This window comes from Nocardia sp. NPDC050412 (assembly GCF_044458825.1).
Lineage (GTDB): Bacteria > Actinomycetota > Actinomycetes > Mycobacteriales > Mycobacteriaceae > Nocardia.
Window position 1 is genome coordinate 165,253 of record NZ_JBITIJ010000005.1, and the last position, 25,400, is coordinate 190,652.

The 25,400-nt window shown below is 65.0% G+C and carries 22 protein-coding genes; 11 read left to right on the plus strand and 11 right to left on the minus strand.

Going from position 1 to position 25,400, the window contains the following annotated elements; all coding sequences use genetic code 11:
- Positions 1 to 4: 4 nt before the first annotated feature.
- Together ACIBI6_RS15220 and ACIBI6_RS15225 are read right to left on the minus strand one after the other, a co-directional pair.
- Positions 5 to 1,054 carry an asparaginase domain-containing protein gene (locus tag ACIBI6_RS15220; protein ID WP_396956632.1) on the minus strand — a complete coding sequence of 350 codons (1,050 nt, stop codon included), beginning with the start codon at positions 1,052 to 1,054 and terminating at the stop codon, positions 5 to 7.
- Positions 1,051 to 2,520: an amino acid permease gene (locus ACIBI6_RS15225; protein ID WP_396956633.1), complete on the minus strand. Its 1,470-nt coding sequence runs from the start codon at positions 2,518 to 2,520 to the stop codon at positions 1,051 to 1,053. Before ACIBI6_RS15225 ends, ACIBI6_RS15220 begins: the two co-directional genes overlap by 4 nt.
- 111 nt (positions 2,521 to 2,631) lie before the next feature.
- Between ACIBI6_RS15225 and ACIBI6_RS15230 the strand changes: the two genes are divergently transcribed.
- Positions 2,632 to 3,309: an FCD domain-containing protein gene (locus ACIBI6_RS15230; RefSeq protein ID WP_364345950.1), complete on the plus strand. Its 678-nt coding sequence runs from the start codon at positions 2,632 to 2,634 to the stop codon at positions 3,307 to 3,309.
- Positions 3,310 to 3,314: 5 nt separating this feature from the next.
- Here the strand turns inward: ACIBI6_RS15230 and ACIBI6_RS15235 are convergent, their stop codons facing one another.
- A complete protein-coding gene (locus ACIBI6_RS15235) occupies positions 3,315 to 4,550 on the minus strand; it encodes a PucR family transcriptional regulator (RefSeq protein ID WP_396956634.1) in 1,236 nt (411 codons plus the stop codon).
- Positions 4,551 to 4,802: 252 nt separating this feature from the next.
- Between ACIBI6_RS15235 and ACIBI6_RS15240 the strand changes: the two genes are divergently transcribed.
- The 3 genes from ACIBI6_RS15240 (at position 4,803) to ACIBI6_RS15250 (ending at position 10,537) form a co-directional block, all read left to right on the plus strand.
- Positions 4,803 to 5,939: an esterase/lipase family protein gene (locus ACIBI6_RS15240; protein ID WP_396956635.1), complete on the plus strand. Its 1,137-nt coding sequence runs from the start codon at positions 4,803 to 4,805 to the stop codon at positions 5,937 to 5,939.
- A 1,308-nt stretch (positions 5,940 to 7,247) separates the two neighbouring features.
- Positions 7,248 to 8,960, plus strand: a complete 1,713-nt coding sequence (locus tag ACIBI6_RS15245) for a hypothetical protein (protein WP_396956636.1) — start codon at positions 7,248 to 7,250, stop codon at positions 8,958 to 8,960.
- A gap of 155 nt (positions 8,961 to 9,115) precedes the next feature.
- Positions 9,116 to 10,537, plus strand: a complete 1,422-nt coding sequence (locus ACIBI6_RS15250) for an MFS transporter (protein ID WP_396956637.1) — start codon at positions 9,116 to 9,118, stop codon at positions 10,535 to 10,537.
- 2 nt (positions 10,538 to 10,539) lie between these two features.
- On the opposite strand, the gene ACIBI6_RS15255 is transcribed toward ACIBI6_RS15250, so the two are convergent.
- The 4 genes from ACIBI6_RS15255 to ACIBI6_RS15270 form a co-directional block, all read right to left on the minus strand.
- Positions 10,540 to 12,633, minus strand: a complete 2,094-nt coding sequence (locus ACIBI6_RS15255) for an AMP-binding protein (RefSeq protein WP_396957047.1) — start codon at positions 12,631 to 12,633, stop codon at positions 10,540 to 10,542.
- Between the two features lie 465 nt (positions 12,634 to 13,098).
- Complete coding sequence (locus tag ACIBI6_RS15260) at positions 13,099 to 14,007, minus strand: UbiA family prenyltransferase (RefSeq protein ID WP_396956639.1); 909 nt, start codon at positions 14,005 to 14,007, stop codon at positions 13,099 to 13,101.
- Positions 14,008 to 14,013: 6 nt separating this feature from the next.
- Positions 14,014 to 15,390 (minus strand): cytochrome P450, encoded by a 1,377-nt coding sequence (locus ACIBI6_RS15265; RefSeq protein ID WP_396956640.1) that lies wholly within the window; start codon positions 15,388 to 15,390, stop codon positions 14,014 to 14,016.
- Positions 15,387 to 16,439: a polyprenyl synthetase family protein gene (locus ACIBI6_RS15270; protein WP_364345966.1), complete on the minus strand. Its 1,053-nt coding sequence runs from the start codon at positions 16,437 to 16,439 to the stop codon at positions 15,387 to 15,389. Before ACIBI6_RS15270 ends, ACIBI6_RS15265 begins: the two co-directional genes overlap by 4 nt.
- 74 nt (positions 16,440 to 16,513) lie before the next feature.
- Here ACIBI6_RS15270 and ACIBI6_RS15275 point away from each other — a divergent pair, with 74 nt between their 5' ends.
- Positions 16,514 to 17,641: a TetR/AcrR family transcriptional regulator gene (locus ACIBI6_RS15275; protein WP_364345968.1), complete on the plus strand. Its 1,128-nt coding sequence runs from the start codon at positions 16,514 to 16,516 to the stop codon at positions 17,639 to 17,641.
- On the opposite strand, the gene ACIBI6_RS15280 is transcribed toward ACIBI6_RS15275, so the two are convergent.
- On the minus strand, positions 17,618 to 18,736 hold the full coding sequence (locus ACIBI6_RS15280; RefSeq protein WP_396956641.1) for a TetR/AcrR family transcriptional regulator: 1,119 nt from the start codon (positions 18,734 to 18,736) through the stop codon (positions 17,618 to 17,620). The two genes, ACIBI6_RS15275 and ACIBI6_RS15280, sit on opposite strands and share 24 nt — an antisense overlap.
- A 573-nt stretch (positions 18,737 to 19,309) precedes the next feature.
- On the opposite strand from ACIBI6_RS15280, the gene ACIBI6_RS15285 reads away from it, so the two are divergent.
- From ACIBI6_RS15285 to ACIBI6_RS15295, 3 genes are all read left to right on the plus strand, one after another.
- Positions 19,310 to 19,984 (plus strand): alpha/beta hydrolase, encoded by a 675-nt coding sequence (locus ACIBI6_RS15285; RefSeq protein WP_396956642.1) that lies wholly within the window; start codon positions 19,310 to 19,312, stop codon positions 19,982 to 19,984.
- A gap of 247 nt (positions 19,985 to 20,231) precedes the next feature.
- Positions 20,232 to 20,696 carry an MMPL family transporter gene (locus ACIBI6_RS15290; RefSeq protein WP_396956643.1) on the plus strand — a complete coding sequence of 155 codons (465 nt, stop codon included), beginning with the start codon at positions 20,232 to 20,234 and terminating at the stop codon, positions 20,694 to 20,696.
- Between the two features lie 64 nt (positions 20,697 to 20,760).
- Positions 20,761 to 21,111, plus strand: a complete 351-nt coding sequence (locus ACIBI6_RS15295) for an MMPL family transporter (RefSeq protein WP_396956644.1) — start codon at positions 20,761 to 20,763, stop codon at positions 21,109 to 21,111.
- A 6-nt stretch (positions 21,112 to 21,117) separates the two neighbouring features.
- Here the strand turns inward: ACIBI6_RS15295 and ACIBI6_RS15300 are convergent, their stop codons facing one another.
- The gene (locus ACIBI6_RS15300; RefSeq protein WP_396956645.1) at positions 21,118 to 21,597 is read right to left on the minus strand and encodes a hypothetical protein; all 480 of its coding nucleotides are present in this window, start codon (positions 21,595 to 21,597) and stop codon (positions 21,118 to 21,120) included.
- Between the two features lie 271 nt (positions 21,598 to 21,868).
- On the opposite strand from ACIBI6_RS15300, the gene ACIBI6_RS15305 reads away from it, so the two are divergent.
- Entirely contained in the window at positions 21,869 to 22,435 is a 567-nt protein-coding gene (locus ACIBI6_RS15305) for a hypothetical protein (protein WP_396956646.1), read from the plus strand.
- On the opposite strand, the gene ACIBI6_RS15310 is transcribed toward ACIBI6_RS15305, so the two are convergent.
- Entirely contained in the window at positions 22,432 to 22,881 is a 450-nt protein-coding gene (locus ACIBI6_RS15310; RefSeq protein WP_396956648.1) for a MarR family winged helix-turn-helix transcriptional regulator, read from the minus strand. The two genes, ACIBI6_RS15305 and ACIBI6_RS15310, sit on opposite strands and share 4 nt — an antisense overlap.
- 91 nt (positions 22,882 to 22,972) lie before the next feature.
- On the opposite strand from ACIBI6_RS15310, the gene ACIBI6_RS15315 reads away from it, so the two are divergent.
- Positions 22,973 to 23,737, plus strand: coding sequence for a class III extradiol ring-cleavage dioxygenase (locus ACIBI6_RS15315; protein WP_364345977.1), 765 nt, complete (start codon positions 22,973 to 22,975; stop codon positions 23,735 to 23,737).
- 25 nt (positions 23,738 to 23,762) lie between these two features.
- Positions 23,763 to 24,299: a DoxX family protein gene (locus ACIBI6_RS15320; RefSeq protein WP_396956649.1), complete on the plus strand. Its 537-nt coding sequence runs from the start codon at positions 23,763 to 23,765 to the stop codon at positions 24,297 to 24,299.
- Positions 24,300 to 24,413: 114 nt separating this feature from the next.
- Here the strand turns inward: ACIBI6_RS15320 and ACIBI6_RS15325 are convergent, their stop codons facing one another.
- Positions 24,414 to 25,355 carry an acyl-ACP desaturase gene (locus ACIBI6_RS15325; RefSeq protein WP_364345981.1) on the minus strand — a complete coding sequence of 314 codons (942 nt, stop codon included), beginning with the start codon at positions 25,353 to 25,355 and terminating at the stop codon, positions 24,414 to 24,416.
- Between the last annotated feature and the right edge of the window lie 45 nt (positions 25,356 to 25,400).

The following is a 25,400-nucleotide window of genomic DNA, read 5'->3' on the forward strand; positions in this document are numbered from 1 at the left end:
CTGTTCAGTTTGATGTGTGCGGGATCGGCTGTGTCGCAGGGGGATTCGAGAGTTCGCCGAGCAGGTTCGTCGTCATCCACCGGTGCAACTCGCTACCGGACAGGCCGATGTCGACCAGGTAGCCGAGTTTCGCGAGCGTGGCCTCCCGGGTCATATCGCGGCCACCGATGGCACCCGCACCCCGCATGGCCCGGCCGGGTTGATAGCGGTCGAGATCGACTGTGCCGCTGTCACAGTGGGTGATGACGACGACGGGCGTCCCGCGTGAGGTGGCCGCACGTATGGCCTCGACTGTTGCTGAACCGTGCAGCGGTAATGTGCCCGAGCCGTAGCACTCGAGTACGAGTCCGCCTCGGTAGTGACGCAGTGCCACGTCGAGGAGGTCCGGGTGCATTCCGGGAAAGACGGTGAACAGGCCGACCGGCATGCGATCCGGGCGCGACTGAATTTCCGGCAGCCGGGGCGGCGAGGGTGGTGGTGTGTATTCCCGGACTGTGCTGAATCCGTCGTAGTCGTCGCACGCGCGTTTGCTGGCACGCACCGCGGGATGCAGCGACTTTCCGAAGGCGATAAACGTTCCGGAAACCGATTGGGCAGCAATGCTGTTCAACGCGAGCGTCAGATTGCTCCGTGCGTCGCTACCGGGAAGCCCCAGCGGGATCTGCGCTCCGGTCAGCACGACGGGCACCTCTATATCGCGTAGCTCGAATGCCATCCGAGCGCCCACGTAGGCCATCGTGTCGGTGCCGTGCACGACGACGACCCCGTCCGGCCGCCGCTCCTCGATGCCGGACCGGACCTGTCCGGCGATGCGGCGGGCGGTGTCGGCCCCGGCATCGGAACTGTCGATGACCTGGTCGAGTTCGGTGTAGCCGAACCGTACCGCGATACCGTTCTCGCGCTCGAATCGCGTGATGACGTCGGCGATTTCACTGTCCAGACCCTGGCGCGGGCGCAGTCCGTCACCGTGATCGACCATCCCGAATGTGCCACCGGTGTAGAGGATATCGACACTGATCTGCGAAACGCGTTGCGCAGTAGCGACCGAGGTCACGGGCTCTCCGATCCGGTGCTGGTGCCCTCCATCGGCGCGAGCACGTCAGGTTCCAACCGTCCACGCACCCGGTACCAACCCGCCACCATCGCGGCGATGACCAGCAGGAATGCCGCGAGCGTGATGCGCCCGATCTCGTCGTCGAAGAACATCAGCACGATCACCGCCAGCAGGAAGCCGAGGGTGAGGATATTGAGCACCGGAGCGAAGGGCAGCCGGAAGGCGGGCCTGCGGTAGTGCCCCTGCTCGGCGCGGCGCACGAAGATCCAGTGGCAGATCATGATCGACGCCCAGGTGCCGACAATGCCGAGTCCGGCCAGATTCAGCACGATCTCGAAGGCCTTCTGCGGCATGACCAGATTGAGCACCACACCCGCGATGCCGACCACACTGGTGATCAGAATGCCGCCGTACGGGGCGCCATTGCGGTTCAGCCGCTGTGCGAAACGTGGTGCCGCGCCGGCCACCGCCATCGAGCGCAGAGTGCGGCCGGTCGCGTAGAGCCCGGCGTTCAGGCTGGACATCGCGGCGGTGAGCACCACCAGATTCATCACGTCACCGGCGTGCGGAATGCCGATCGAACTCATCACCGTTACGAAAGGACTTTCACTGGGGGAGTAGGCCGTCCACGGCAGCAGCAGTGTGAACAGGATGACCGAGCCCGCGTAGAACAGGATGATCCGCCACATGATGGAGTTCACCGCGCGCGGCACCACGAGCCGGGGGTTGTCGGCTTCACCCGCTGCGACGCCGATCATTTCGGTGCCACCGAAGGCGAACACCACACCGAGCGCGATGGTCAGCATCGGTGCAAGTCCGTGCGGGAAGAGTCCGCCGTGATCGGTGATCGTCGAGATGCCGGGATCGTTCCCGCCGACCGAGGTGCCGGTGACGATGAATCCGATGGCCAGCACCATGAATACAACAATGGTCCCGACCTTGACCAGCGCGAACCAGAATTCGAGTTCGCCGAACAGTCGCACCGACATGACGTTGAGCGCGACGACGACCGTCAGCGCGATCAACGCCAGCACCCACTGCGGCACGTGGACGAAGAACGACCAGAAGTGTGCGTACAGCGCGACCGCCGTGATGTCGGCGACGAGCGTCGTCGACCAGTTCAGAAAGTACAGCCAGCCCACCGTGTACGCACCGCGTTCACCGAGGAATTCGCGGGCATAGGACACGAACGCCCCCGACGAAGGCCGGTACATGACGAGTTCGCCGAGGGCGCGCACCACCATGAATGTGAAGATTCCGCACACGATGTAGACGAGGGCAAGGGACGGTCCAGCGAGCGACATCCGACCGCTGGCGCCGAGGAACAGTCCGGTGCCGATCGATCCGCCGATCGCGATCATTTGCATATGGCGCTTGCGCAGCCGCTTCTGGTAGCCGAGGTCCCCGATATCGATCCGCGGTGCGGGCGTGGGGGTGGCGATCGACTGTTGGTCGTGGTGTTGCATCGAAAACCTTCCGTGGGCCGGATTCGGCCCCTGAGAAGTAAGGCTGTCAGGCTGTAAGACAGGTTGACTGTAATGGGGGTCACAGCGACTGTCAATGCCATACTGGGTCGCGTGACGGTCGAGGAAGGGTACGTGCAGCGCATCGGCGCCACCGAAGCGGTCTTTCGTCGGCTCAAGAGCCTCATCCAGAGCGACGATTACGCGGTGGGCGATCGCCTGCCCGCAGAACTGGCGCTGGCCAAGCAGTTCGGGGTGAGTCGGCCGGTGGTCCGTGAGGCGCTACATGCCTGCGCCATCCTCGGGCTCACCGAAACCCACACCGGCCGAGGCACTTTCGTCGTCTCAAAGAACGCCGATACCCAGCCGACCTTCGCGGGCGTCGGTGCCGGTGACCTGATCGAGGCGCGCCGGCTCGTCGAAATACCGGCCGCCGGATTCGCCGCCGAGCGCCGCACGCCGGCCCAGGTGCACCAGCTGTTCGAAATCCTGGACAAGCTGGCCGCTGCCCCGGATGCGCACGAATGGGTGCGCTACGACGGCGAATTGCACACCGCGATCGCGGCCGCCAGCGGCAATACGATGCTGACCGCCATGGTCGCCGACACCCGCCGTGCGCTGGACCTGCAATCGGAGTTCTTGAATCTGACCCAGGACCGCCGCACCGACTCCGACCGCGAGCACGAAGCCATCGTGCGGGCCATCGAGGCAGGTGCGCCGGAGGCCGCGCGTGCGGCGATGACCGATCACCTGGAACGAGTCGCCGAAACGGTCGCCCGGATCGGCGCCTGAACGTCTCACCGCTGCAGATCCGGCGGCTGGTGTGTGCGCTGGATGGTGAGTGATGCGGCGAGCAGGCGGGAGTTGTGCGGGTCGGTGGGATCGATGCCGGTCAGCTCGGCGATGCGGCGCAGTCGATAGCTGAAGGTGTTGGGGTGCACATGAAGTCGTGCCGCCGCTGCCTTGCGGTCGGAGCCGTAGCGCAGATGTGCCTCCAACGCCTCCAGGAGATGGGGGTTGCTCAGCAGTGGGATGATGCGCTCGGCCAGCCGGTCACGGGCGTGGCCCGGCCGGGTGAGTTGGTATTCGAGCAGTAGATCGTCGAGTCGATAGGTTCCGGTCGGGCGGCCGAGTAGACGTGCGAGCGTTGCGAGCTCGGCCACTTCGGTCGCGGCATCGGGCAGTTCGGCACGTGCGACCGCCGGCCATTCGGCCAGATATGCTGCCGCACCGAATTGTTCGGCCAGGTCCGCCGCCAGCGCGGCATATCTCGTCAGCTTCGGTTCGTCGGAATACGCTGGAAGAAGGGCGATTCCGGTGGCTCCGTCGAAGGTCACCAGCGCGGTGCCGTTGCTGATCGTATCCAGGGTGCGGTGCAGGATCCGTATCCGTCGCCGCGCCAGTAGATCAGCGACCGAGGTGGGCTGGTCTTCGGAATCGATATGGATGCCGAGCACCGTATACCGCTCGCTGAGCGGGGTATCGGCGCGGGCGGCCTGTTCATCCGCGGGTTGGCCGCGCAGCAGTGCCGAACACAGTTCGCGGCGGGCTTCCCGCTCCGCGTTATAGATGGATTGTTCGACCGCGGTGTAGGTCTCGACGACGATTATATTGATGTGCTTGAGCAGATCGAGCAGGCGTGAGCCGACTCGGACCAGATCGGCCATTTCCTCGGGCGTCGCAAGTGCGGCGGCTTCGGCAAGCACCGACTGCGCCGAACCGTGGATTGCCTCGATCAGGATCGAGAGCGGAAAGCGGTCTTCGGCATGCCGCTCGGCGACCGGCGCCACGAAGGTCGCGACCTCGGCACCGGTGAATTCGCGGTCTTCGCCGATGGCCTGCAATACGGCGCGGCCGCAGGCGTAGATGGCGGGCAGCACCTCCGCGGTGAAATGTCCTTCGGGCAGATCGGTCGCGGGCGGGGTCGCACCGAGGCCCTCGGCGAGCATGCGTTCGGAGATCTGCGGCCACCGGGTCAGTAGTCGGGTCACCAATGGGGCATCTCGGGTGGCCGAGGTCGGGGCGATTGCCATGCGCCGATTGTTGCCGACGACAGTGCGCACTTCAACGTTTCGGTTTTCTCAACCAGAACTTTGTCGTCGACGACAAACCAGTGCGGAGTTTATTCGTCATGCCGTGTAGTGACGTCGTCTAATGACCGTCCTAGATTTCGAATACCGCGTAATCACAATGGCGGCCATCACATTTCGATCGATCTGTGACCCATGGCATAGCGACCGGCGTGGCGTGGAACCGATCGGGATGGGAAGTACGAAATGTTTGCAATGAAGCAACGCGGGTGCCGTACCTTCGCGGGTGCCGCCCTCATCGCTGGACTGGCCGTGGCGCACGGTCTCGGGATCGGTGCGGCGGGCGCGGAGCCCGCCGAATCCGATCAGCAATTCCTCGTCGAACAAATCAACGCGGGGCTGGCGCCGGCTCCGGACGGGCGCCAGCCGCGGGCGATCGTGGATACCGGAAGTGGATCGGGCTGGGCCAAGAGCATCGCATCCAATACCGTCGGTGAGGGGCCCGAAATGACCGCGGCTCTTGCGGCTTTCGGGTACGGTCTCACGAGCCCTGACGCCGCGCCCGCGGGTTCGAACCGGTGGGACTGCAAGCCGAGTGCCGAACATCCGAACCCGGTGGTGCTACTGCACGGCACCTGGCTTAACGCTTTCGACACCTTCGCCTATCTCTCGCCGCAGTTGGCGCGGGCGGGATTCTGCGTATTCGCCTTCAATTTCGGGCGATCGGGACTGATGGACGGTGGCGGAATCGGTGCGTTGCTGCCCGGTCGCTACGGAGTCGGGCCGATGGCCGAATCCTCGCGCCAGCTGGCGGATTTCGTGGAGCGGGTGCGCGCGGCCACGGGGGCGGAGAAGGTCGATATCGTCGGTCATTCGCAGGGTGGGACGGTGGCGAATCAGTACCTGAAATTCGACGGAGGTGCCGATAAGGTCGGCAAGCTGGTCACTTTCGGTGCGACACACCACGGCACGTCGTTGATGGGCATCGCGTTGCTGGGGCGGGCCATCAATAACCTCGGTGTGAATATCCTCGGTTTCTACGAGCCGATCGTCGGGCTGTCGAATATCGAACAGGCGGTGGGGTCTTCGTTCTACGCACGGTTGAACGCGAACGGCGATACCGTGCCCGGTGTCGATTACACGGTCGTCGGGTCGCGCTACGACGAGGTCACCAATCCCTACAACTGGACGTTCCTGCAGGCGGGGCCGGATGCCGCAGTCGACAACATCACGCTGCAGGACGGCTGCGAACAGGATCTGTCCGACCACCTGACCATGATGTACTCGCCGCGTGCGGCTTCGATCGCCCTCGAGGCTCTGGATCCCGCGCACCATTCGAGCTTGGACTGCAGCTTCAACCCATGGCTGATCGGAGGTGGCGGCGCCCTCTGAGTTCGACCGATGCACCCTGCCCGAATCGGCCGAGCCGGGCAAGGCGCGGACTTCCCAATCTCGGGAGGTTTGACGACCTGAGTGAAAATTGACTGCGCCACTGTCCGTCTTCGGGTCCACGCGAATCGGACCGTGGTTACGGGTCAGCACACCCGGTTGCACCTGACCGCGGTAACGACACAGCAGGAGACCTCGGTGAATCAGCGGTCGCGGTTCGACCCGGGCGAACTGCGGGCGATGGTGACCAGGTTGGAACGCCTCATTGTCGAAGCCAACCGAACCGTCGTTGAGCTCAAGGCCGCGATCGAATTCGCGGAGGCGGAGTCGGTTGGTGCGTCCGAAGGGGTGCTGTCGGCTGCGGCGTCTGCGGAGGTGTCGTCGGGTGCGGTATCTGCGGCGGCGTCGGACGTGGCGGCTGTGGAGGTGCGGTCGGGTGCGGTATCTGCGGAGGTGCTGTCGGCTGCGGCGTCTGCGGAGGTGCGGTCGGACGGTGCATCGGCGAAGGTGCGGTCAGCAGCGGCATTCGCGGCGGCGCAGTCGGATATCGCGCATTTTGCGATGCACTCGGACGTTCCGCCTGTTGCGGTGCATTCGGATATCACATCTGCGTCGGTGCGCCCCAACAGCGCATCAGGTCAACCGGCGACAGACCAACACACCGCGAGTCGACACCGCCCATTCGTCCGTGAGCCCGCACCAACTCCGTGGTCCCGTCGCACAGTGGACACTCCGTGGTCCCAACGCACGGTCCGCCCACGCCCAGCGAAACCGAAGACACCCGCCGCACCCTCCACATTCCCTGGGTCGGAACCGCTCCCATTCGCGACCTCTGTCCCACCGATAATCGAGCGAACCCCGCCCCGCCAGCCCACCACGGTCCACGCGGGCGCGGTGTCGACACCGACAGGTCCGCCGAGCGACACCGTGCAGCCGGCGCCAATTCGACCGACGACGGATGTTTCAGCGCCGGAGGCAGTTTCGCCACCGGTGAATATTCGGCGGCCAGGCCCAATGCCGCTGCCGACGGATGCCGCAGAGCCCATCGCAGTGGCTGTGCCGATGGATGTAGGGGAGCCCGCGCTACGGGTAGAAGTAGAGGAGCCCGAGGCTCTTCCAGTACCCGTGGATGTGCGGGAACCGGAAACCGCGGCGCCGCCGAGTGGTCCACTGGGCGATACCGCGAAGCTAGAGGCGTTTCGATCGTCGCGAGATGTTGCGTCGGAAGTAATTTCGCCTCCAGAGGATGTTCGTCCGCTAACCGCCCTCCCGCTGTCGGTGGACATTGCGGAGCCGGCGGCGGCGCTGCCCATGGACGTAGGCGAGTCGGAGGGTGCGCCGCAATCGCTGGATATTGTGGAGCCCGCGGCCGTGGCGCTACCGGCCGATGATCGCGAGCCGGAGGCAGCACCGCTACCGGTCGACGTTTCGGAACCCGAGACGCAAAGACCACCGGCGGAGATCGAGGCGCCGACGGCTGTGCCGTTGCTGGCGGATGCAGCCGAGTCCGCAGCGGTTGGGCCCTCGGAAGATCTTCGGGAGCCGGAAGTCGTGTCGGCACCGAGTGGTGTGCTAGGCGATACCGCCAATGCGGAGGTGATCGGACCGTCGAGGGATATTCAAGCGCCGGAGGGGGTTTCGCCACCGACAGGCCCTCTGCCGCTGTCGGATATTGCGGAGCTCGTGGCGGTGGATGTCGAGGAAGGCCCGGCCATACCTCTGCCGGTGGATATTGGGGAACCCGAAACGGTACCGCGACAGGCTGCGGATGTCGGCGGGCCGGGGGGTGCGCCGCAATCGTTCGATCCTGCCGAGCCCGCGGCCGTGGCGCGACCGACAGATGTTCGAGATCCGGATGCAGGGGCGCGGCTGGCCGATGGTTCGGAACTTGCGACGGTACGTGCGCCGCTGGATAATAATGTGCCGGAGGGGGTGCGGTCGCTGGTTGATGTCGCGACCTCAGCGCCGGCGGCGCTATCGGCAGATGTTCGGGAGCCCGATGTTCTGCCGCTATCGGTCGACATCTCGAATTCCGAGTCTGTGCAGCCGCGGGTGGATAATCAGCCGCCCAGGGCAGTGCCATTGCCAGCGGATGTCGCCGAGCCCGCAGCGGTGCCGCTACCGGCGGATGCTTGGGAGCCCGGGATTCCACAGCTACCGGTTGACGTCCAGGAACCACCACTGGCGGCGCCCGTCCAAGAACCTGACTCGGCATCGCGGCCGGTCTGCGTTCAACGACCAGAGTCGGTGCCCGTGCCGGTCTATGCTCGAGAATCCGAGGTGGCGCGGCCGCAAGCGCAGGAGTTGGAGCCGGAAACTGTAGCGTTCCCGGTCTACTTTCAGGAATCCGAGACAGTACAACTCTCGGCGTATCCCGATGTCGAGATGCCTTGCCCCAGTGGGGAGTCCGTTGATTCGGTGACCTTGACGACCGCTGTCGAGTTGGCGGCGCAGCACGGTCTGGACATCATTGGATTCGATGGGCCGAATGTCGACACGTATGTTGTCCGGGAGGTGACCGCGGCGGTCGTCGATATGCTGACCAGGTATCCGATTGCCTTGCGTGGCATACGGATTACCGATCCGGACGATAGCGCGCCCGCAATAGGTGGGCCGTCTCCGGCGCTGCCGCAGTCGGATGCGTCGGCGATTTGGATGGTGCTCGATGGTGGGGCCTTGGCGACCTTGGTTCCGGAAGCCGGGAGTGCGCGGCCGCGCAGGTGGTTGCGGCGGCGGCGCAATGCCGATCGGCCGGTGTATGCCGCGGTTGTGCGCGAGTACGGTTGTGCGCTCGATGTCGCGGGGGACTTTCGGGCCCGGCATGAGGCGCAGCGCCGACTGATTACCGAATCCCTGCGTGGCAGTGCGGGTCTCGCCTACAACCCATTGGATCCGAGCCTCGCCCTGCTCGATGCGTTCACCGATGTGGCGCTGCACGGGGATCGGGCGGGGAAGTTGGCGAAGGAATTGCACGACATGCTGGTGAAAATGGCGCGAGCCGAGTCGACTGATCTGTCGGCCTGATCCGACCAGGGCCGGGCCGCGACTTGGGCGGGTTCACAAGTTGGGTGACGGTCGGCTTGTGTGTTGACGGAGTCTTTGCTCGCTGACCCGCGGTAGCCACCGGATTGTTCGTTACCGTCATCGCGTTCGATTGCCCGCGTTCGGGAGGATCAGCTGTGACGGAGATCGGGACACGACGATCCGACGAGCGGACGGGCGGTGAATTCGGCGCGTGGCTCGCCTTCGCCGGTTGCCTCCTCGCGGTCTTCATGCAGATGGTCGATGTGACCATCGTCAATACCGCACTGCCAAATCTCACCGCTGACCTGCGGGCCTCGCAATCGGCGCAGGTGCTGGTGGTCTCCGGCTATTCGCTGGCCTTCGCGTGCACCCTGCTGACCGCGGCGCGCATCGGTGCCATCTTCGGCCGTCGCACCGTATTCCTGGTCTCGGTCACGGCGTTCACCGCGGCCTCACTGTGGTGCGGAATGTCTACCAGCGCAACTGAATTGGTAACCGCGAGAATCGGCCAGGGCATCGCGGGTGCCGGGATGGCGGCACAGACGATCGCCATCCTCATTGCGAGCTTCCCGCCGAATCGACATCAACAGGTGTTCGCGCTATACGGCGCGACCGCCGGATTCGCCGGCATGCTCGGACCGATCCTCGGTGGCGCGCTGGTCACCGCTGATATCGCCGGACTCGGTTGGCATTCGATATTCCTGATGAATCTGCCCGTCGGCGTGCTCGCCTTCGTCCTCGGCTTCAGATATCTGCGGCTCGGCAGGCCGCCGGAACGCGATCGCATCGACCTGGGCGGGGTAGCTTTGTCTACGGTGAGTCTGTTCGCCCTTCTTGCCGCGCTCGCCGACATTCAGCAGAACGGTTGGCGGCCATGGCCTTTCGGCGTAATCGCGGCAGCATTCGCGGTCGGCGCGGTGTTCTTCGCCTATGAGCGCAGGCTGGTTCGGCGTGGCGGCAGTCCGCTGGTGCGCCTGGATCTGTTCGCCGATCGTGGCTTCGCCATCGGTGCGGCACTGGTGGCGAGCTTCTTCGGCCTGTTCACCGCATTCGTCTTCACCGTATCGATCACCCTGCAGGACGAACTGCACTGGTCCGCACTGCGCACCGGTGTGGCGATGACACCGTTCGCACTAGGTGCGGGCGCTGGTGCCCTCGCCTCGCTGCTGCTTGTAAGGCGTTGGGGAGTAAGGGCACTCGCATTCGGCATCGCGATGTACGGATGCTGCGTGGCGATCGGCGCGGCTTACCTGCGGATCTCCGCGGGCGAGGTGAACCTCGCCCTGGCGCTCGGCCCGGTTTTCATCGCGGGATTCGGGGTCGGTCTGTTCGGCGTGCAACTGCAACCACTGATGCTGGCGGGATTGGAGCAGCGCCAAATGGCCGAGGCATCGGGCCAGCTGCCCACCATCGAGCAGATCGGCAATGCGGTCGGGCTGGCGCTGCTCAGCGTAGTGTTCTTCCGCACTCATACCTTGGACGGAAGCATTGCTATGCTGGCCGCCATCGCGGTCCTCGCGATTGCGATGGCGGTGCCGACTCTGGCGTTGCCGGCACCGTCGCAGGAACCCGCATAAGGTCAGGCCGAGCCAGTGGTGCCCAGCGGAGATGGTTCGCCGGGCTCGGATCCGATGAGCAGTCGTTTGAGGATCTTTCCGGTTTCGCCGCGGGGGAGCGCGTTGAGGAAGGTGACATCACGCGGTACGGAAAAACGGCTGAGCCGGTTGCGAATATAGGACCGGATCATATCCGAATCCAGTCCCGCGCCTTCGCGTTTCACCACGAAGGCGGCCAGACGCTGCCCGAATTCGGTATCCGGGACACCGACCACGGCGACCTCACTGACCTGCGGCAGATGCGCGAGTGCCTCCTCGACCGGACGTGGGAACACGTTCTCGCCGCCGGAGATGATCATCTCGTCATCGCGCCCCGCAATGAACATGCGGCCCGCCACATCGAGATAGCCGAGGTCCCCGGTGTCGAGCATGCCATCGGCTTCTGCGGGCGGCGCCGAGTTCACATAGCCGTCGAACAGCATGTGGTTGCCGACGAAGATACGCCCGGTGACGCCGATCGGAACAGGACGTTGATCCGGACCCAGCACCGCGACTCTCGTGCCGAGCGGCGGTCGGCCCGCGGTGGTCGGTGCGGTGCGCAGATCGTCGGGGGTGGCAATGGTGGCCCAGGAGACTTCGGTGGAACCGTAGACGTTGTAGAGGATCTCGCCATAGGTATCCATGAACCGTAAGACCGTCGCCCCTGCCAGCGGCGCACCGCAGCTGATCACGGTGCGCAGACTCGACGTGTCGTAGCGTGCACGCACGGCAGTGGGCAGATCGAGGATGCGATTCACCATTGTCGGCACGACGATCATGCTCTCGACCTGGTGTTCGGCCATCAGGCGCAGACAATCCTCCGCATCGAACCGCTCCGGCAATACCACCGTTGCACGCAGCGCAGTACTGAGCTGCAGCCCGGCCAGCCCCCAGGTGTGGAAGAGCGGAGCCGGAATGAGCATCGCCGCATCCATCGCGAGCGGAATCCGCGACAGCAGTGCCGCGATGGTGCCGAAACCCTTCGGATGGGGGCGGCGCGCGCCCTTCGGAGTGCCGCTGGTTCCCGAGGTCAGCACGATCAGCCTGCCAGGCTGTGCCGGCATGCGAAATTCGAACTGCCCCATCGCGATCAGGTCGTCGATGGTGGATCGACCGGGTACCGGCGGTCGGCCGTCGGTATTGAAGCGGTGCAGATCGGTATGCAGATAGCGGACCAGTTGCTCCAGATCGCCGTCGACGAACAGTGCCGAAAGCCGGTGGCGCTGCACGATTTCCTCGATGCGCCGCCCGGACAGCCCCGCATTCAGCAGTGCCACATCGACCCCGAGTTTTCCGGCGGCGACCATGGTTTCGACCATGCCCGCATGGTTGCGCGAGAGCAGTCCCACCGCATCACCCGACGCGAGACCCAGGGTAGCCATGGCCCCGGCGAGCGCATTCGTGCGCTCGTGCATCTGGGCGAAGGTGCGGGTACCGGAGTCGTCGACGACGGCGATCCGGTCCGGTGAATACGCCGCCCCCGCCGCATACCCGCCCGCCATATTGAATCCCCACTTCGTCAGGGAGCGAGCCTGTTTGATGCTGGTCGCTGGATTGGTGGGTCGCGCGACGCCGGTGCTCATGATCTGCTTGGCCACACCCACCTGTCGCCGCAGCGGCGAATTCTCGGCATTGACCAGCACCGAGTTGTGCGCGCCGCGAATGACATCGACCGCGTGCTGTAACCCGCTGTTGACCCACGTCATCACCGCGGCATTGGACTGCTCCGGCAGCGATGGATGCATCCGGCCCGGCGCGAACAGGGTGATGACGATCTTGGTGCGCTCCTCGTCGCCGCGCAGGCGGACCGAGGCGAAACTGCCGGTACCGAGGCACTCCAATTCGAAGCTCTCGTACCAGCGGCACACCCGCAACCGCACCTGATGGGTGCGTATTCCGGTTTCCGGCGTGCCGACCCGCAGTTCCAGAATGCCGTTATCGGTACGGGATTCCACGCGTTCGCAACCGCCGATGCCGGCGAATAACCGTGGATAGGTCTGCGGTTCGAGCAGCAGATCCCAGAGTGCTTGCCGGGCGATCGTGAATTCCGCGCCCACATCGATGATGTCGGTAACCAACTCATGCACTTCTCGTCGGCCGGTTCGAACAACTCGGGTCGGCGGTAACCCCTATAGACGCAAGTATGCGAGGCCTCACCCGTGTTGCCCACCATTCACTGCGAAGTTGGGTTCGCGCCCAACCGGTGACCGACGCCTATGTGAATGGCCCCAATGATCATCGGAATACGCCCGCCGCGTCCGGCGCACCCCACCTGGGATGGATCACAACGCCTGCGTTAGCCAATGATGTTGTGCTCCAATAGGATTGTCGAAATGTTCAGGCAACCCTAAGCTGAGAACACATGGTGATCACCGGGCACCGTCGCCGACACCGTGTCTCGAATACTTCGCACGCGCGACACCGAGGCCGCAGTCGGTGCCGCTGGCGCAGCGGTGTTCGAGGGCAGGTCGCGCTCATCGGTTCGGGTAATCCGATCCTCCCCGGATCTGCGTGGGCGCGTCCTGCCGATGATGATGATTCGCCTACGTTCCGAAGGCGAAGATCGCGCTGGCCAGAGTCAGGCAGTACCAGTAGGTGTAGAGGAGGTAGGTGGTGTGGTCGGCACGGCGCTCGCGCCGCCGCAGCACGCGGTAGGCGATGACCAAGGACAGCAGCGCCGCGGCCACTCCGATCAGTGCCGCCGGGGTCGGTGCGTTCCGATAGACGAGGAAATGCATGGCAATCGGATAGATCGCGAATGCGGCCGCGAAGAACCGGCGGCAGGCCATCTCGCCGAAAACCACTGCCGCGGTGCGTCTTCCGACAGCCAGATCACCGTCGATATCGCGCAGATCTTGCAGGGATACCAGCACACTCAGTGGTATGGCGATCGCCGCGATCCAGGTCCAGGCCGCCGGGGTCAGGGGAGTCACGATCTGCCAGGCGGCCGCGAGTTGGGCGATCGTGCCCGCGACCATCGCCGCATTCTTCCCCCACAGGGCGCGGGCACCGCCCAAGTGATTGTGGAAGGCCCACGCCACAATCCAGAGCACCGTCCATTCCAGGACCCGCAGCGCCGCGCCCAGCACAAGGAAGGCGGCAGTGACCCAGACCAGCCGCCACTTGGCACCCTGCGGGGTGACGAGTCCGACGACGAGCGGCCGGTGCGGCTTATTGCGGCGATCCTCCTCGATTCCGGTCAGCTGGTTGGAAAGATTGAAGGTGTAGATGTAAAGCCAGAAATAGACCAGACATTCGGCCAACGCCAGCGGCAGTGACGCGATACCGGCCCGAGTGCTCATCCAAGCCGCGACGGCGAAAGTCGTCGCGGGCACAACGGTTGCCGTCAGGTCGCCTGCGCTGAACGACCAGCAGATGTGGAGCTCACGCAGTAGGCCGCTGGTCAGCGCGCCGGCCGTGCGGCACGCGGGCGCTTCGGCGGGTGCCGCCATGTCTACCTACCCGTGCTCCGACGCGGACGCATTGACGGCCACCGGATCTCGACGCCACACCCGCATACCGAGTTTCGTCGGTGCGGGCAGCTGCGCGAGCGATACCGATACCGGCCGAGTCGACAGCGGAGCGACACGCCAGCGTGCGGCGATCGTCGCCACTGCCAAACTGGCCTCGACCAGTCCGAATTGGTCACCGATGCAGCGTCGCGCACCAGCGCCGAAGGATATGAACAGCGTTCGGTCCGGCTCCGTACCGATCCACCGATCGGGCACGAATTCGCCTGCCCGCTCATAGATTTCATCGCGCCGATGAATGACGTGCGGACTGACCGCGACGGTCGTGCCCGCCGGAAGCGCGACGCCGTCGAGGGTGGTATCCGCCGCAACTACCCGGGTTAGCAACCATCCGGCCGGATACAATCGCAGCGTTTCGGTCACCACCCGATTGACGACCGGCAGATTCGCCAGGTCCTGGTAGCGGGCCGTTCTATCGCTCAGCACGGTATCGACCTCGTGCTGAACCTGCTGTCGTAGCTCCGGATTTCGTCCGAGCAGATACAACGCCCAAGTCAATGTGCTCGCGGTGGTTTCCGCGCCCGCGAACAGAAAGGTGAATACCTGGTCGATCAGTTCCTCGTCGCTCATCGCGACCTGCGCGCCGGTGGAGTCCGGATCGCGGGCGCGCATCAGCGACGACAGCAGATCGCCATGGTCGCGATTGTCGGACCGCCGCTGTTCGATGAGTTCGGCGGCCACCGCCCGCAGCCGGTTCCGCGCCTGGTAGTAGCGCCGGTTCGCCGGTGTCGGCAGTCGATTGAGGACCGGTGGCAACACCATCCGTCGGAAGATGCTCCCGGCTATGGTCGTGAAATCATCGGCGACCTGCTGGACCGAGGTCTCCGGAAACGACGAGGAGAACATTGTCCGAACCGCCACCCGGACAGTGAGTTTCGACATTTCCGCGCCGAGTTGGATTTGCTGCCCGTCCTGCCAGGAACCGATCACGTCTTCGATCGAGTCGATCATGGCCGCGGAGTATCCGGGCATACGCCCCGGTTGGAACGCGGGCTGGCTCAGGCGGCGCTGTCGGCGGTGTCTGCTGTGCGGGCAGGTACCGATGCCGTCCCCCGCGACCTCGCGGGAGCGGTCGTAGAGTGGTCCGCCGCGGTCGAAGGTGCGGTCGTCGAGCAGTACCACCCGGGCCAACTCGGGATCGCAGACCACCACCACCGGCAACGGACCCAATTGGACTCGGCTCAGGCGGCCGTGCGTGGGGAGTGCGGACAGAAATCCGATCGGGTCGGTGAGAAAACGTATGCCGTGACCGAGAAGCGGGACAGTATTCGGAGCTAGCGGGATCGACTCGATCGGGTTCTTCATGCGGACCTGCTCGTCATCATCGCGGCGAGTAGTCGAAGGTCCTCGGTAGCGTTGTTGGCGGATACTTCCGTCAGACAGTCCAGCGCGGCAGCGAGCTGTCGCTGGGCTTCACGCCGCGCCCACTCGCGTGCTCCGGTGAGTTCGATCAGGCAGGCGATCCGGTGCAGCGTTTCGGCATCTCGTCCGACATCTCGATACAACTCGCGTAGCGCATCCGCGGTGGGCCCGGGGGAATCCAGGGCGCGCGCGATCGGTGGGGATTTCCTGCGGTTGGCGAGGTCCGGGTACAGCGGCTTACCGGTCATGCTCGGATTTCCCCAGATGCCGAGCATATCGTCGATCAATTGGAAGGCGATGCCGAGATGGTGTCCGAATTCGGCCAGTGCTCTGGCTTGTGCGGGGTCGGCGCCCCCGGCGATCGCACCCATCTCGCAGGCACAAGACAACAGTGCCGCGGTCTTCGATTCGATCATGGCGAGGGATTCGTCGACCGTCTCGCGCTGCTCGGACTCGATATCCGCGCACTGTTCATTGCATAGGGCGTCGAGGGCTTTCGACAGCAGCGTGATGCCGGGGCGGCCCACCATCTCGTTGATCGCCATGGCTAGTAGCGCATCTCCCGCGAGCTGGGCGCCGCGTTCCCCGAAGACCGACCAGGCCGAGCGGCGGTTGCGCCGCTGCTCGTCGCCGTCGATGAGATCGTCCTGCAGCAATGAAAAATCGTGCACGAGTTCGACCGCGACGGCCTCGGTGACACCCTGCGGTGGCTCCGCGGCTGCCACGGCTTTGGCGGAGGCGAGTACCAGTGCCGGACGGATCGACTTGCCGACCTGCTTGCTCGGGCGCCCCGTGGCGTCCAACCAACCAGCGTGGTAGCCGACGATCATTCGGATCGGTGGGGCAATGCGGTCCAGGGAGGAACGGTATGCGGGCTCAACCAGACGCCTGGCCTCATCGAGCACCGTGGCCGCGGTTCGCGACCCGGATTCGTACCTGGTAATGCCCACTACCCGTCCTTCGATGCCCGCCTCGCTCGTACTCAGTCGCACGTAGCATTGAGATGGTATCAACATTTGGATGGTATGCGCATCTGTAAACGAACAGAACGGTTGGTGGAGAACCGATGGGTCGTCAGAACAGAGCCGCATTGCAGCAACGCAATCGCGACCGGGTCCTAGCGGCTGCCAAGGCCGAATTCGCCGAACGTGGTTTTCGCGGCGCGACGGTGGATGACATCGCCGAGCGCGCGGAGCTCACCCGCGGCGCGGTGTACTCCAACTTCGCTGGTAAGCGGGCGTTGTACCTGGCCGTACTGGCCGCGGAAGCCGAGCGAGCGCCGGAACTGCTGGATGGTCGCCCGGCGCGGACCCCGGTGACGGCCATCGGCCGATTCGCCCGGACCTGGGTCGACCGACTCCCCGGTTCGGCAAACTATCCGGTGGGCGGCGTCTCCCAGCTGCGCTCACCGATGCTGGCGCACGACCTCATTCCCGAACTCGTCGTCGACGAATGTCTGCGCGGCTCGTTCGTGCAGCTGATCAAACTGGACGCCATCCTCCTCGGCTTGGCGCTGGCGGGACTGGACGGCGGCGGTGGGTCCGTACTGCCCGGCCGTTGGCTCGGCATCGCCGAATCGGTGATCACGCTGCTCTACGGTGCGACCCAATTATCTTTCGTCGCACCGGAATTCGTGGACCGAGCGAAGGTGATCGCCGCATGCGAGCAGATGGTGCACCATCGGATCGACGACACCACGCGGGCTACGGCGAACACCGTCACGGTGGCCAGCGTTGACGAACCATGGACGCCGCCACCATGCCGCGACCTCGTCCATACGGTCGCCGCCGACCTTTCGGGCGCAAACGTCGTTGCCGTACTCGGGATGAACAAGCTCGGAGCGATCGCGGATATCCTGCGTGATCAGCCCAGCGGAGGTCGCACAACGATCGCGATGGCCACCGCCGAGGGGACGGAGGTGGCACAGCTGGCTCGCCTCGCGGTCAGCGATATCAGCCGGTCCCTGCGCACCGCGTTTCCGTGCCCCGCGGTTCCTGGCATGCAGGTGGTGCTCGACGAATCCGGCAAGCTTGCACGGGCATGCGGGGTCGATATCGTCGACGACGACACCGAGAGTGCGGTCTTCATCGACGGCGAACGGGTAGTGGCGCGGGTGACGGGCACGGGTGCCTGTCAGGCGTTGGCTAAAACGCTCGGCACCCTGGAAGACTCACGTTCGGTCCGCAGCCGATGAACTCGCGTAAGCGATAGCGACGGCTTCGCCTGCGCCCCGACCCTCCGCCCGCGTCGTGATGCGGCCGTTCTCGATGATGACCGCGAACTCGGAATTGTCGTCGAACCGGTCGAATCCGCATGCGGCAGCGAGCGTTCCGGCATCATCGACGACCACCTGTAGCCGAGGTAGCGCCGACGCCGGGAACGCATGACGCAACGACCGGCAGATATCCGCGATCGCCAGCCGCGCCAGCGGGGCGAGTTCCGCGGGACGGTCGCTCACCAGCGTCAGCGTGATATCGGTGTCCTCGGGCCAGATCGACAGCGCCGCTTCGATTGTGGCGATCCGGTGCATGCCAACGACGGCGATCAGGCCGTTGCCGTCGAGCCTGGCCGCGTCCGCGCGCACGCGATCGATGCAGCTCGGTGGCTCCCAAGCCTCGTCCGTCCGCGTGACGTGCGCGTCGGCGGTGGACGGCGGACTCGGCGTCTTCACGCCGCCGAGTAGCGCGACCTGTTCGCACAGTGCGATGGCCCGTGCCGGATCGGTGAATTCGGGCGCGACGTAGGACAGCTGGGTCGTCCCGTACAGGATCGTCAGCACGGATTCGGCACTGGCGATGAAACTTTCCAGCGGCGCCGACGTCGGTTGGCTGATTGCCCGCAGCGATACCGCGAGCAGCAGCGCGTCGAGTGCGAGCAGCTGTGCGAACGGTCGCCGGATCTGTTCGCTCATCAGCACTTGCGGTACGAAATCGACGCTGAGCGCGGGGGAGGTGAACTGTTCGTCCTCGCCGTACTCGTATCGGCTCGACTGCGGTAGTTGCTCGAGCCAGGTACTCGCGAACGCGCCGAGCGCGGCGGCCGGAGTGTCGGCCTTCGCGCCGCCGGCGGGCGCGGGAGCCTGTTCGGCTTCGTGTGCGAGCACCGCGAGATATAGCGCCCGCTTGCCCGGAAAATTGGAATAGACCGCCCCGCGTGTCATATCCGCGCGCTCGGCGATGCCGTCGACCGTCGCGCCGCGGAATCCGCGCTGCGCGAACTCGGACTTGGCCGCGGCCAACACCTTTCTGCGGGTGGCGTCCTGCTGCTGTGCCCTCGTCAGACGAACCATCGGTCCCTTCGCTGTTCCCTTGCTTCCTGCGGCACCGCGCAGCGTACCGGTTCGATACTCGCGCGCGGCGCTACGAATGGCCGAGATGTAGCTGGTGGCGCGGCAACCGTGCCCTGTTCGGCGTTGTCATGCACATTCGGATGCGTCTATCATCCAAATGGTAACAACATCTCGACTGCCGATGTCCTCGCGCGTCAGTTGCCGCCGTCTGACCGCGGAGGGGATGGTCAGACGGCACCGGGCATAGGGTGGATTCCGGTTCGCACTGTGAACTGTCCAGAACCGCGTTGTGCCAGCGCTTATCGCACCGACCGGTCCGAATCGTCGCCGCGGGATCCACTGTGGGCGCGAGGTGGCATGAGATGACGGTACGCGCGAGAGTGTGGAACTGTTGCCGGGCAAACTCGCGATAGCCGAGAAGTCGGCAGCTGCGGCAGGGGTTTTGTGCCGGATACCAGGTGGTTCGGCGACCGCTGACGAGATCGCCCAAATTTCGGCTGAGCGGTTCCGCCGCAGCGTTATTCCGGCTTACGTTCGGCCCGAACAGTGCCGTTTGCTGATCGGAGGTGCCGGGTGGAGCTCTGGTGTGGTCTGCATTCGGCCGCGCTGTGCACGGCGGCTGTCCTCGCCTGTTCCAGCGGTATCGCGCTCGCCGACTCCGCACCCGACCCGGACACGCCGATCCCGGTCCGGGCATTGGCGGCGGCACGACCGGCACCCAATGGGGCACGACTGCTCACCGCGGCGCAAGGGCCGGGACGGGTGCTCGATCTGACCGTATATTCCGAGGCGATGGGTCGTACCTTGCCTGTCGAAGTCCTTCCTGCGGTGGATGATTCGCAACCGGCACCCATCTTGTATCTGCTCAATGGTGTCGACGGAGGCACCGATACCGGGATCTGGAGTGACGGCAACAATTGGCTCACCAAAACCGATGCCGAGCGATTCTTCGCCGATAAGCAGGTCACCGTGGTGATGCCGGTCGGGGGTGGTGGCACCTTTTTCGCGGATTGGCGGGTCGACGATCCGGTGATGGGCAGGCAGCGCTGGACCACCTTTCTCACCGCGGAGCTGCCGTCGATTATCGACTCGGCTTTTCGTGGTGCCGGTGCCAATGCCGTTGCGGGGCTTTCGATGGCGAGTTCGGCGGTATTCCGACTCGCCATCGCCGCACCGGGGCTCTACCGTGCCGTCGGCTCCTATAGCGGTTGGTGCGCACCAGCGACCTGCCGGGACAAGCGATGGTGAATGCCATAGTGACCGCCCGTCGCGGCAATCCGCTGAATATGTGGGGTCCGCCGACAGATCCGGCGTGGGCCGCCAACGATCCCTATCTACATGCCGACCAGCTGCGCGGTACGACCATCTACGTATCCACCGGCACCGGGCAACCGGGACCGCTCGACACGCTGGACGGACCGGGCATCAATGCGAATCCGGTGAAACTCCTGGACCAATTGGTCATCGGTGGGGTGTTGGATGCCATCACCGCCAGATGCACCGAACAACTGCGCGATCGGTTGCGGGAGTTGGATATTCCGGCCACCTTCGGTTCGAGGCCCACCGGCACGCATTCCTGGGGACTGATGAAATCGCGAAGATCAACGGAACATACTGGCCCACCGAAACCGGTGTGGCGGTGCCGGATCTGTTCGGCTCCAAAGACCGCAAGCACGCACTCGCCTCCATCGCCGTCAAAGGCCATGACGACACCGAGCTGATGCGCAACTTCCGCAAGGTCGCGCACGGTTTCGACGTCCCGGGCATCGATATGGAGGTCGCGGGTGGGCAGCCGGTCGCCGGTGCGCTGAACGACACGATGGTCCACGATCAGACGCGGATGGAACTGTTCGCCATACCCGCGGTCACGGTATTGCTGTTCTTCCTCTTCGGCGGGGTCGTCGCCGCCGCGCTTCCACTGATCGTCGGCGGACTCACCGTGCTTGCGGCCTGGGGGTGATTCGCGCCATTACCACCGTCACCGAGGTGAACTCCTTTGTTTCCCCGGTGGTTTCGATGATCGGTTGGGCCTGGCCATCGACTACGGACTGTTCATCGTGAGCCGATTCCGTGACGAACTCGCCGACGGCCACGAGGTACCGATGGCGGTCCGTGGGTCGATATCGACCGCAGGTCGCACAGTGATGATGCAGTACATCGCTCTCGGCATGGTCACCGCGCTGTTCATCGATGCCACCGTGCTGCGCATGCTGCTTGTCCCCGCGACCATGAAGCTGCTCGGTGACGCTTGCTGGTGGGCACCCGCCTGGCCGCGGCGCATTCAGCGGAATGCGGTCGCCCGCGAACCGGTTACCGACAGCGCAGCCGCGATGCCGACGGCGAGTCGATCGGAATCGGATCCGACGTCGGTCTGACGCATGTCAGCTCGCCAGATCGGCGACATGCCGCTTGCGGCCGGCTTCGGCGGCCCGCACCGCGGCGGCGATCGCGACCACCGGCGGAACCCAGCGGGCCTCACGCGGGGAAATCCCCCAGCAGGCCGAACCGGCCGACAGACGAGTCGGCGGGAGCGGGATGCTCGCACCGTCGGTGTGCACGATCGCGCCGAGGCCGCGCAGTTCGCCGATCGCCATGGCCGCCTTGGCCGCACCGACCACCAGATGAATCTCGCGGCGCTGCGGACCCGGGATTTCGATCACCGGACCGGACAGGTTATTGGCCCGAAGGTACCGGCGCACGGTGGCGGCCCGTGCACCGGTGAGTTCGATGGCCGAGATCTGCTCGTCGGTGATCAGGCAGACACCATTGGTCGTTTCCGCGACCGTCCAACCACGTCGGCGGCAGTCCTGCACCGTATCCGATGTGGCCTCGGTGACGGAACTCGGAAACGTCGTCGGCACTATCTTCTCCGTTCTCGGCTCAAATCTGCGACCATCAGCGTCACATCCGTACCTGGGCATCAAATCTGTCCGGGCTTAGAGTTTCCCAACAGATTTCTTACGGCCCTGATTCTGCGGCGTTCCCAATGCCGGTGACATCACCTCGAGGTCGCGTAGGCTGTCCTCCTTTGGTCGGACCCGCACACCGAGTCAGTGGTGCGGGGGATCAGCTCTCGGCTGCGTGGGCGAACAGTCGTCGCTCGACCGTTGCGCGCCTTGTCGGTTCGCGCCGGTGCGGGACTGGACGCGGCGGGGGAGGCGGTCACCGCAACTGCGGCGGTGCGCGGTCCAACTGCGCACGGTACTGGTGCCGATCGCGGATGCGTTGCGGGCCAGCGGAATTCCGGACGCGCAGCGGATGGCCGACCAGTTGACCGGTCTGGTCGCCGTGACCGGTGGCGCCGCCGACGAACAGGCCACCGCGGGCGTGCGTGGGTTGCGGGTCGGTGCAGAACTGCTCTCGGTAGCTGTCGCAGCTGTTTTCGCGATTCTCACGTTGGCTTCGCTGGCCTGCACCGCACTCGCGGTCGCGCTGAGCCAGTTGGCCGGACGTGCGGGCATCGTGGTGATGGCGGTGCTGGTGGGGGCCGCCGCGATCTTCGGCGGCCGCCGCGATCTCGCATCCGATTCCGAGTTCGTGCGCCGCCTGCTGCCGAGCAGCTACGCCGTGACCGCCCTCGGCGAAGCCGCCCACACCGGCATCGACGGTGCGCTCATCCGGCCCGTCGCGGTCCTGCTGGCGGTCGGCGTCGTCTCGGTGTGCTGCACCGTGTTCGTGTCCCGGCGAGCTCAGAACTAGCCGAGTCGTCGTGCGACCTCGCCGAGCCCGGTGGCGATGGCATCTTGTTGTTCGGGGGTCAGCGCATCGATGAGGACGCGTCGAACCGTTTCGACATGGCCCGGGGCGATCTGTTCGAGGCGATCGCGTCCGGCCGCGGTGAGGTTGGCGATGACGCCGCGGACATCGGTGGGGCAGGCTTCGCGGCGTACCAGACCTGCCTTCTCCATTTGGGTGACCTGGTAGTTCAGACCGCTTTTCGAGGTATACAGGGCATCGGCCAGTTCGGTCATGCGCAGTTGACCCTCTGGTGCCGCGGCGAGGCGGACCAAAACCTCGTACTGGGTGTGCGAGAGTCCCTCCTGTTTGAGGTGCTGTTCGACCTGACGGCCGACGAGCGCACCCGCCGCCAGGAAACCCTGCCAAGTGCGCATTTCCCGCTCGTTCAGCCATTTCGCGTCAGCCACGGCAGCCATCCTACCGATGTTGTTCAAATTTGAACAACACGCTATAGTTTCCATCGGGTTCAAATTTGAACTAGTTGGATGGAGGACAGCGATGGCCGGACCGATGCCGGTGCTCTACCTCTCACACGGCGCACCGCCGCTGGCCGATCACCCGCGGTGGCCCGGTGAGCTGGCCGCGTGGTCGCGCGAATTGCCGCGTCCCACCGCGATTTTGATGATTTCCGCGCATTGGGAGGCCGCGCCGATCGCACTCGGCGCCACCACGACGGTGCCACTGGTCTATGACTTCGGCGGTTTCCCGCAGCGCTACTACCACGTGCAATATGCCGCACCGGGCGCGCCGGAACTGGCGGACAAGGTGCGCAAATTGCTCGGCGGCGGTGTCGTCGATGTGCCGGATCGCGGGCTGGACCACGGGGCCTATGTGCCGCTGAAGGAGATGTATCCCGACGCCGAAGTCCCGGTATTGCAGCTGTCGATGCCGACGCTGGACCCGCAGCGGCTGATGGAAGTGGGCCGTCGGCTCGCGCCGCTGCGCGCCGAGGGCGTGCTGATCGTCGGCAGCGGCTTCTTCACCCACAACCTGCGTGCCATCACCACCGATGACGAGCACGTCTACAACTTCACCGCCGAATTCGACGACTGGGGCCGCGAAACCCTCGCCGCGCACGATCTCGACGCCCTGCTCGACTTCGAAAACAAGGCCCCCGCTGCACATCTCGCGCATCCGCGCACCGACCATTTCGCACCGCTGTTCGTCGCCCTCGGTGCGGGCGCGGACGATTTCACCAACCAACGCACCGTCATCGACGGCTTCTGGCTGGGCATGGCCCGGCGCTCCATCCAGCTCGGCTGATCCACCTCACTGCGAAAGGCATCCGATGACCGCGACTATCACCGCCCCCGCCGCGCACACCGAAACCGCAACGCCCACACACACTTACGACTTCGGTCTACTTGTCCTGCGACTGGCCGTCGGACTCACCATGGCCGCACACGGCGCGCAGAAACTGTTCGGCTGGTTCAATGGCGGCGGCCTCGACGGCACCGGCGCATTCTTCACGATGAGCGGCTACCCATCAGGCAAGGCGATGGCCGTGGTCGCGGGCCTCAGCGAAACCCTCGGCGGACTCGCCCTCGCCATCGGCCTGCTCACCCCGCTCGCGGCGGCGGCACTGGTGGGAACCCTGCTCAATGCGATCGCCGTCAAATGGGGTGGTGGCTTCTTCGCCCCGAAGGGCATCGAATACGAACTGGCCCTCACCCTCGCCGCCGCATCGCTCGCCCTCACCGGTCCGGGCCGATACGCCGTCGACCGCGTGATCCCGGCGCTGCGCGACCACCGCCTCGTCTTCGGCATCGCCGCGATCGTATTGGCCCTGGTCGTCGCGGGCGCGGTCCTGATCGTCCGCAACTGACACGATCAATCGGGTAGACCCGCCAGGCAGCCTGCCGGGCGGGCGTCACCTGATCGGCGTCGGGCCTGATGTCACAGTCGTGTGAATGCTCGTGCGCGACTGTGACATCCAGCGCTACCCGACGCGCGCCGCCTCGCGGGCGAGGATGCGGGCGCGTTGTTCTTCGAACTTGATGACATCGCGCGTGAGTTTCTCGAGGTACTCGCCGAGTTCTTCGCGGCTGCGTTCGCCGCGTGCGGTGAAGTCCGTGCGGTTGAAGACTTTCCAGATTCGCAGGACCGGCAATACGACCTCATCGAGGTGCTGACGCAGGTCGTAGATCCCGTGCTTGACCATCAACACGCCATTGCGACGCCAGTTCGGCATTCCGGTACCGGGCATGGAGAACGTTTTTACGATCTTGGTCACCGACTCGATCGTCTGGTCTGGTGCGATGTCGAACGCGGCGTCGGTGACGTTGCGATAGAACATCATGTGCAGATTCTCGTCGGCTGCGATGCGTTGCAGCATCCGATCGGCGATCGGGTCGGCGCAGACGCGTGCGGTGGTGCGGTGGCTGATCCGGGTAGCCAACTCCTGGAATGTCACGTACGCGACCTGATCGAGCACACCGGCGAAGTGCTCCGGCGCGTGTACACCGCGCGTCAAATGCACCATCCGGTCGTTCTCCAGGGCGACGGGATCGATAGCGCGGGTGCATACCAGGTAGTCGCGCATGGCGATCGCGTGGCGGTTTTCCTCGGCGGTCCAGCGGCCGATCCAGGTGCCCCACGCACCGCCGTTGGTGAAATTATCGGAGATCACGCGGTGGTAGGAAGGCAAGTTGTCTTCGGTGAGCAGATTGGTGATCATCGCGACTTTGGCGACTTCCGAGAGCCGTGACTGGTCGGGATCCCAATCCTGCCCACCCATTGCTGCGAAGTTGCGGCCCTCGTCCCAGGGCACATAATCGTGTGGATACCAATCCTTGACCGTGGCCAAATGCCGGTCGATGTTGGCGCCGACAACCGGCTCCAGCTCCGTCAGTAGTTCGAGTTGCGTCAAGTCCTTTGCCATGCAGCGCCTTTCGATTCGGTGGAACCATCCACGGAACGCAGAGCT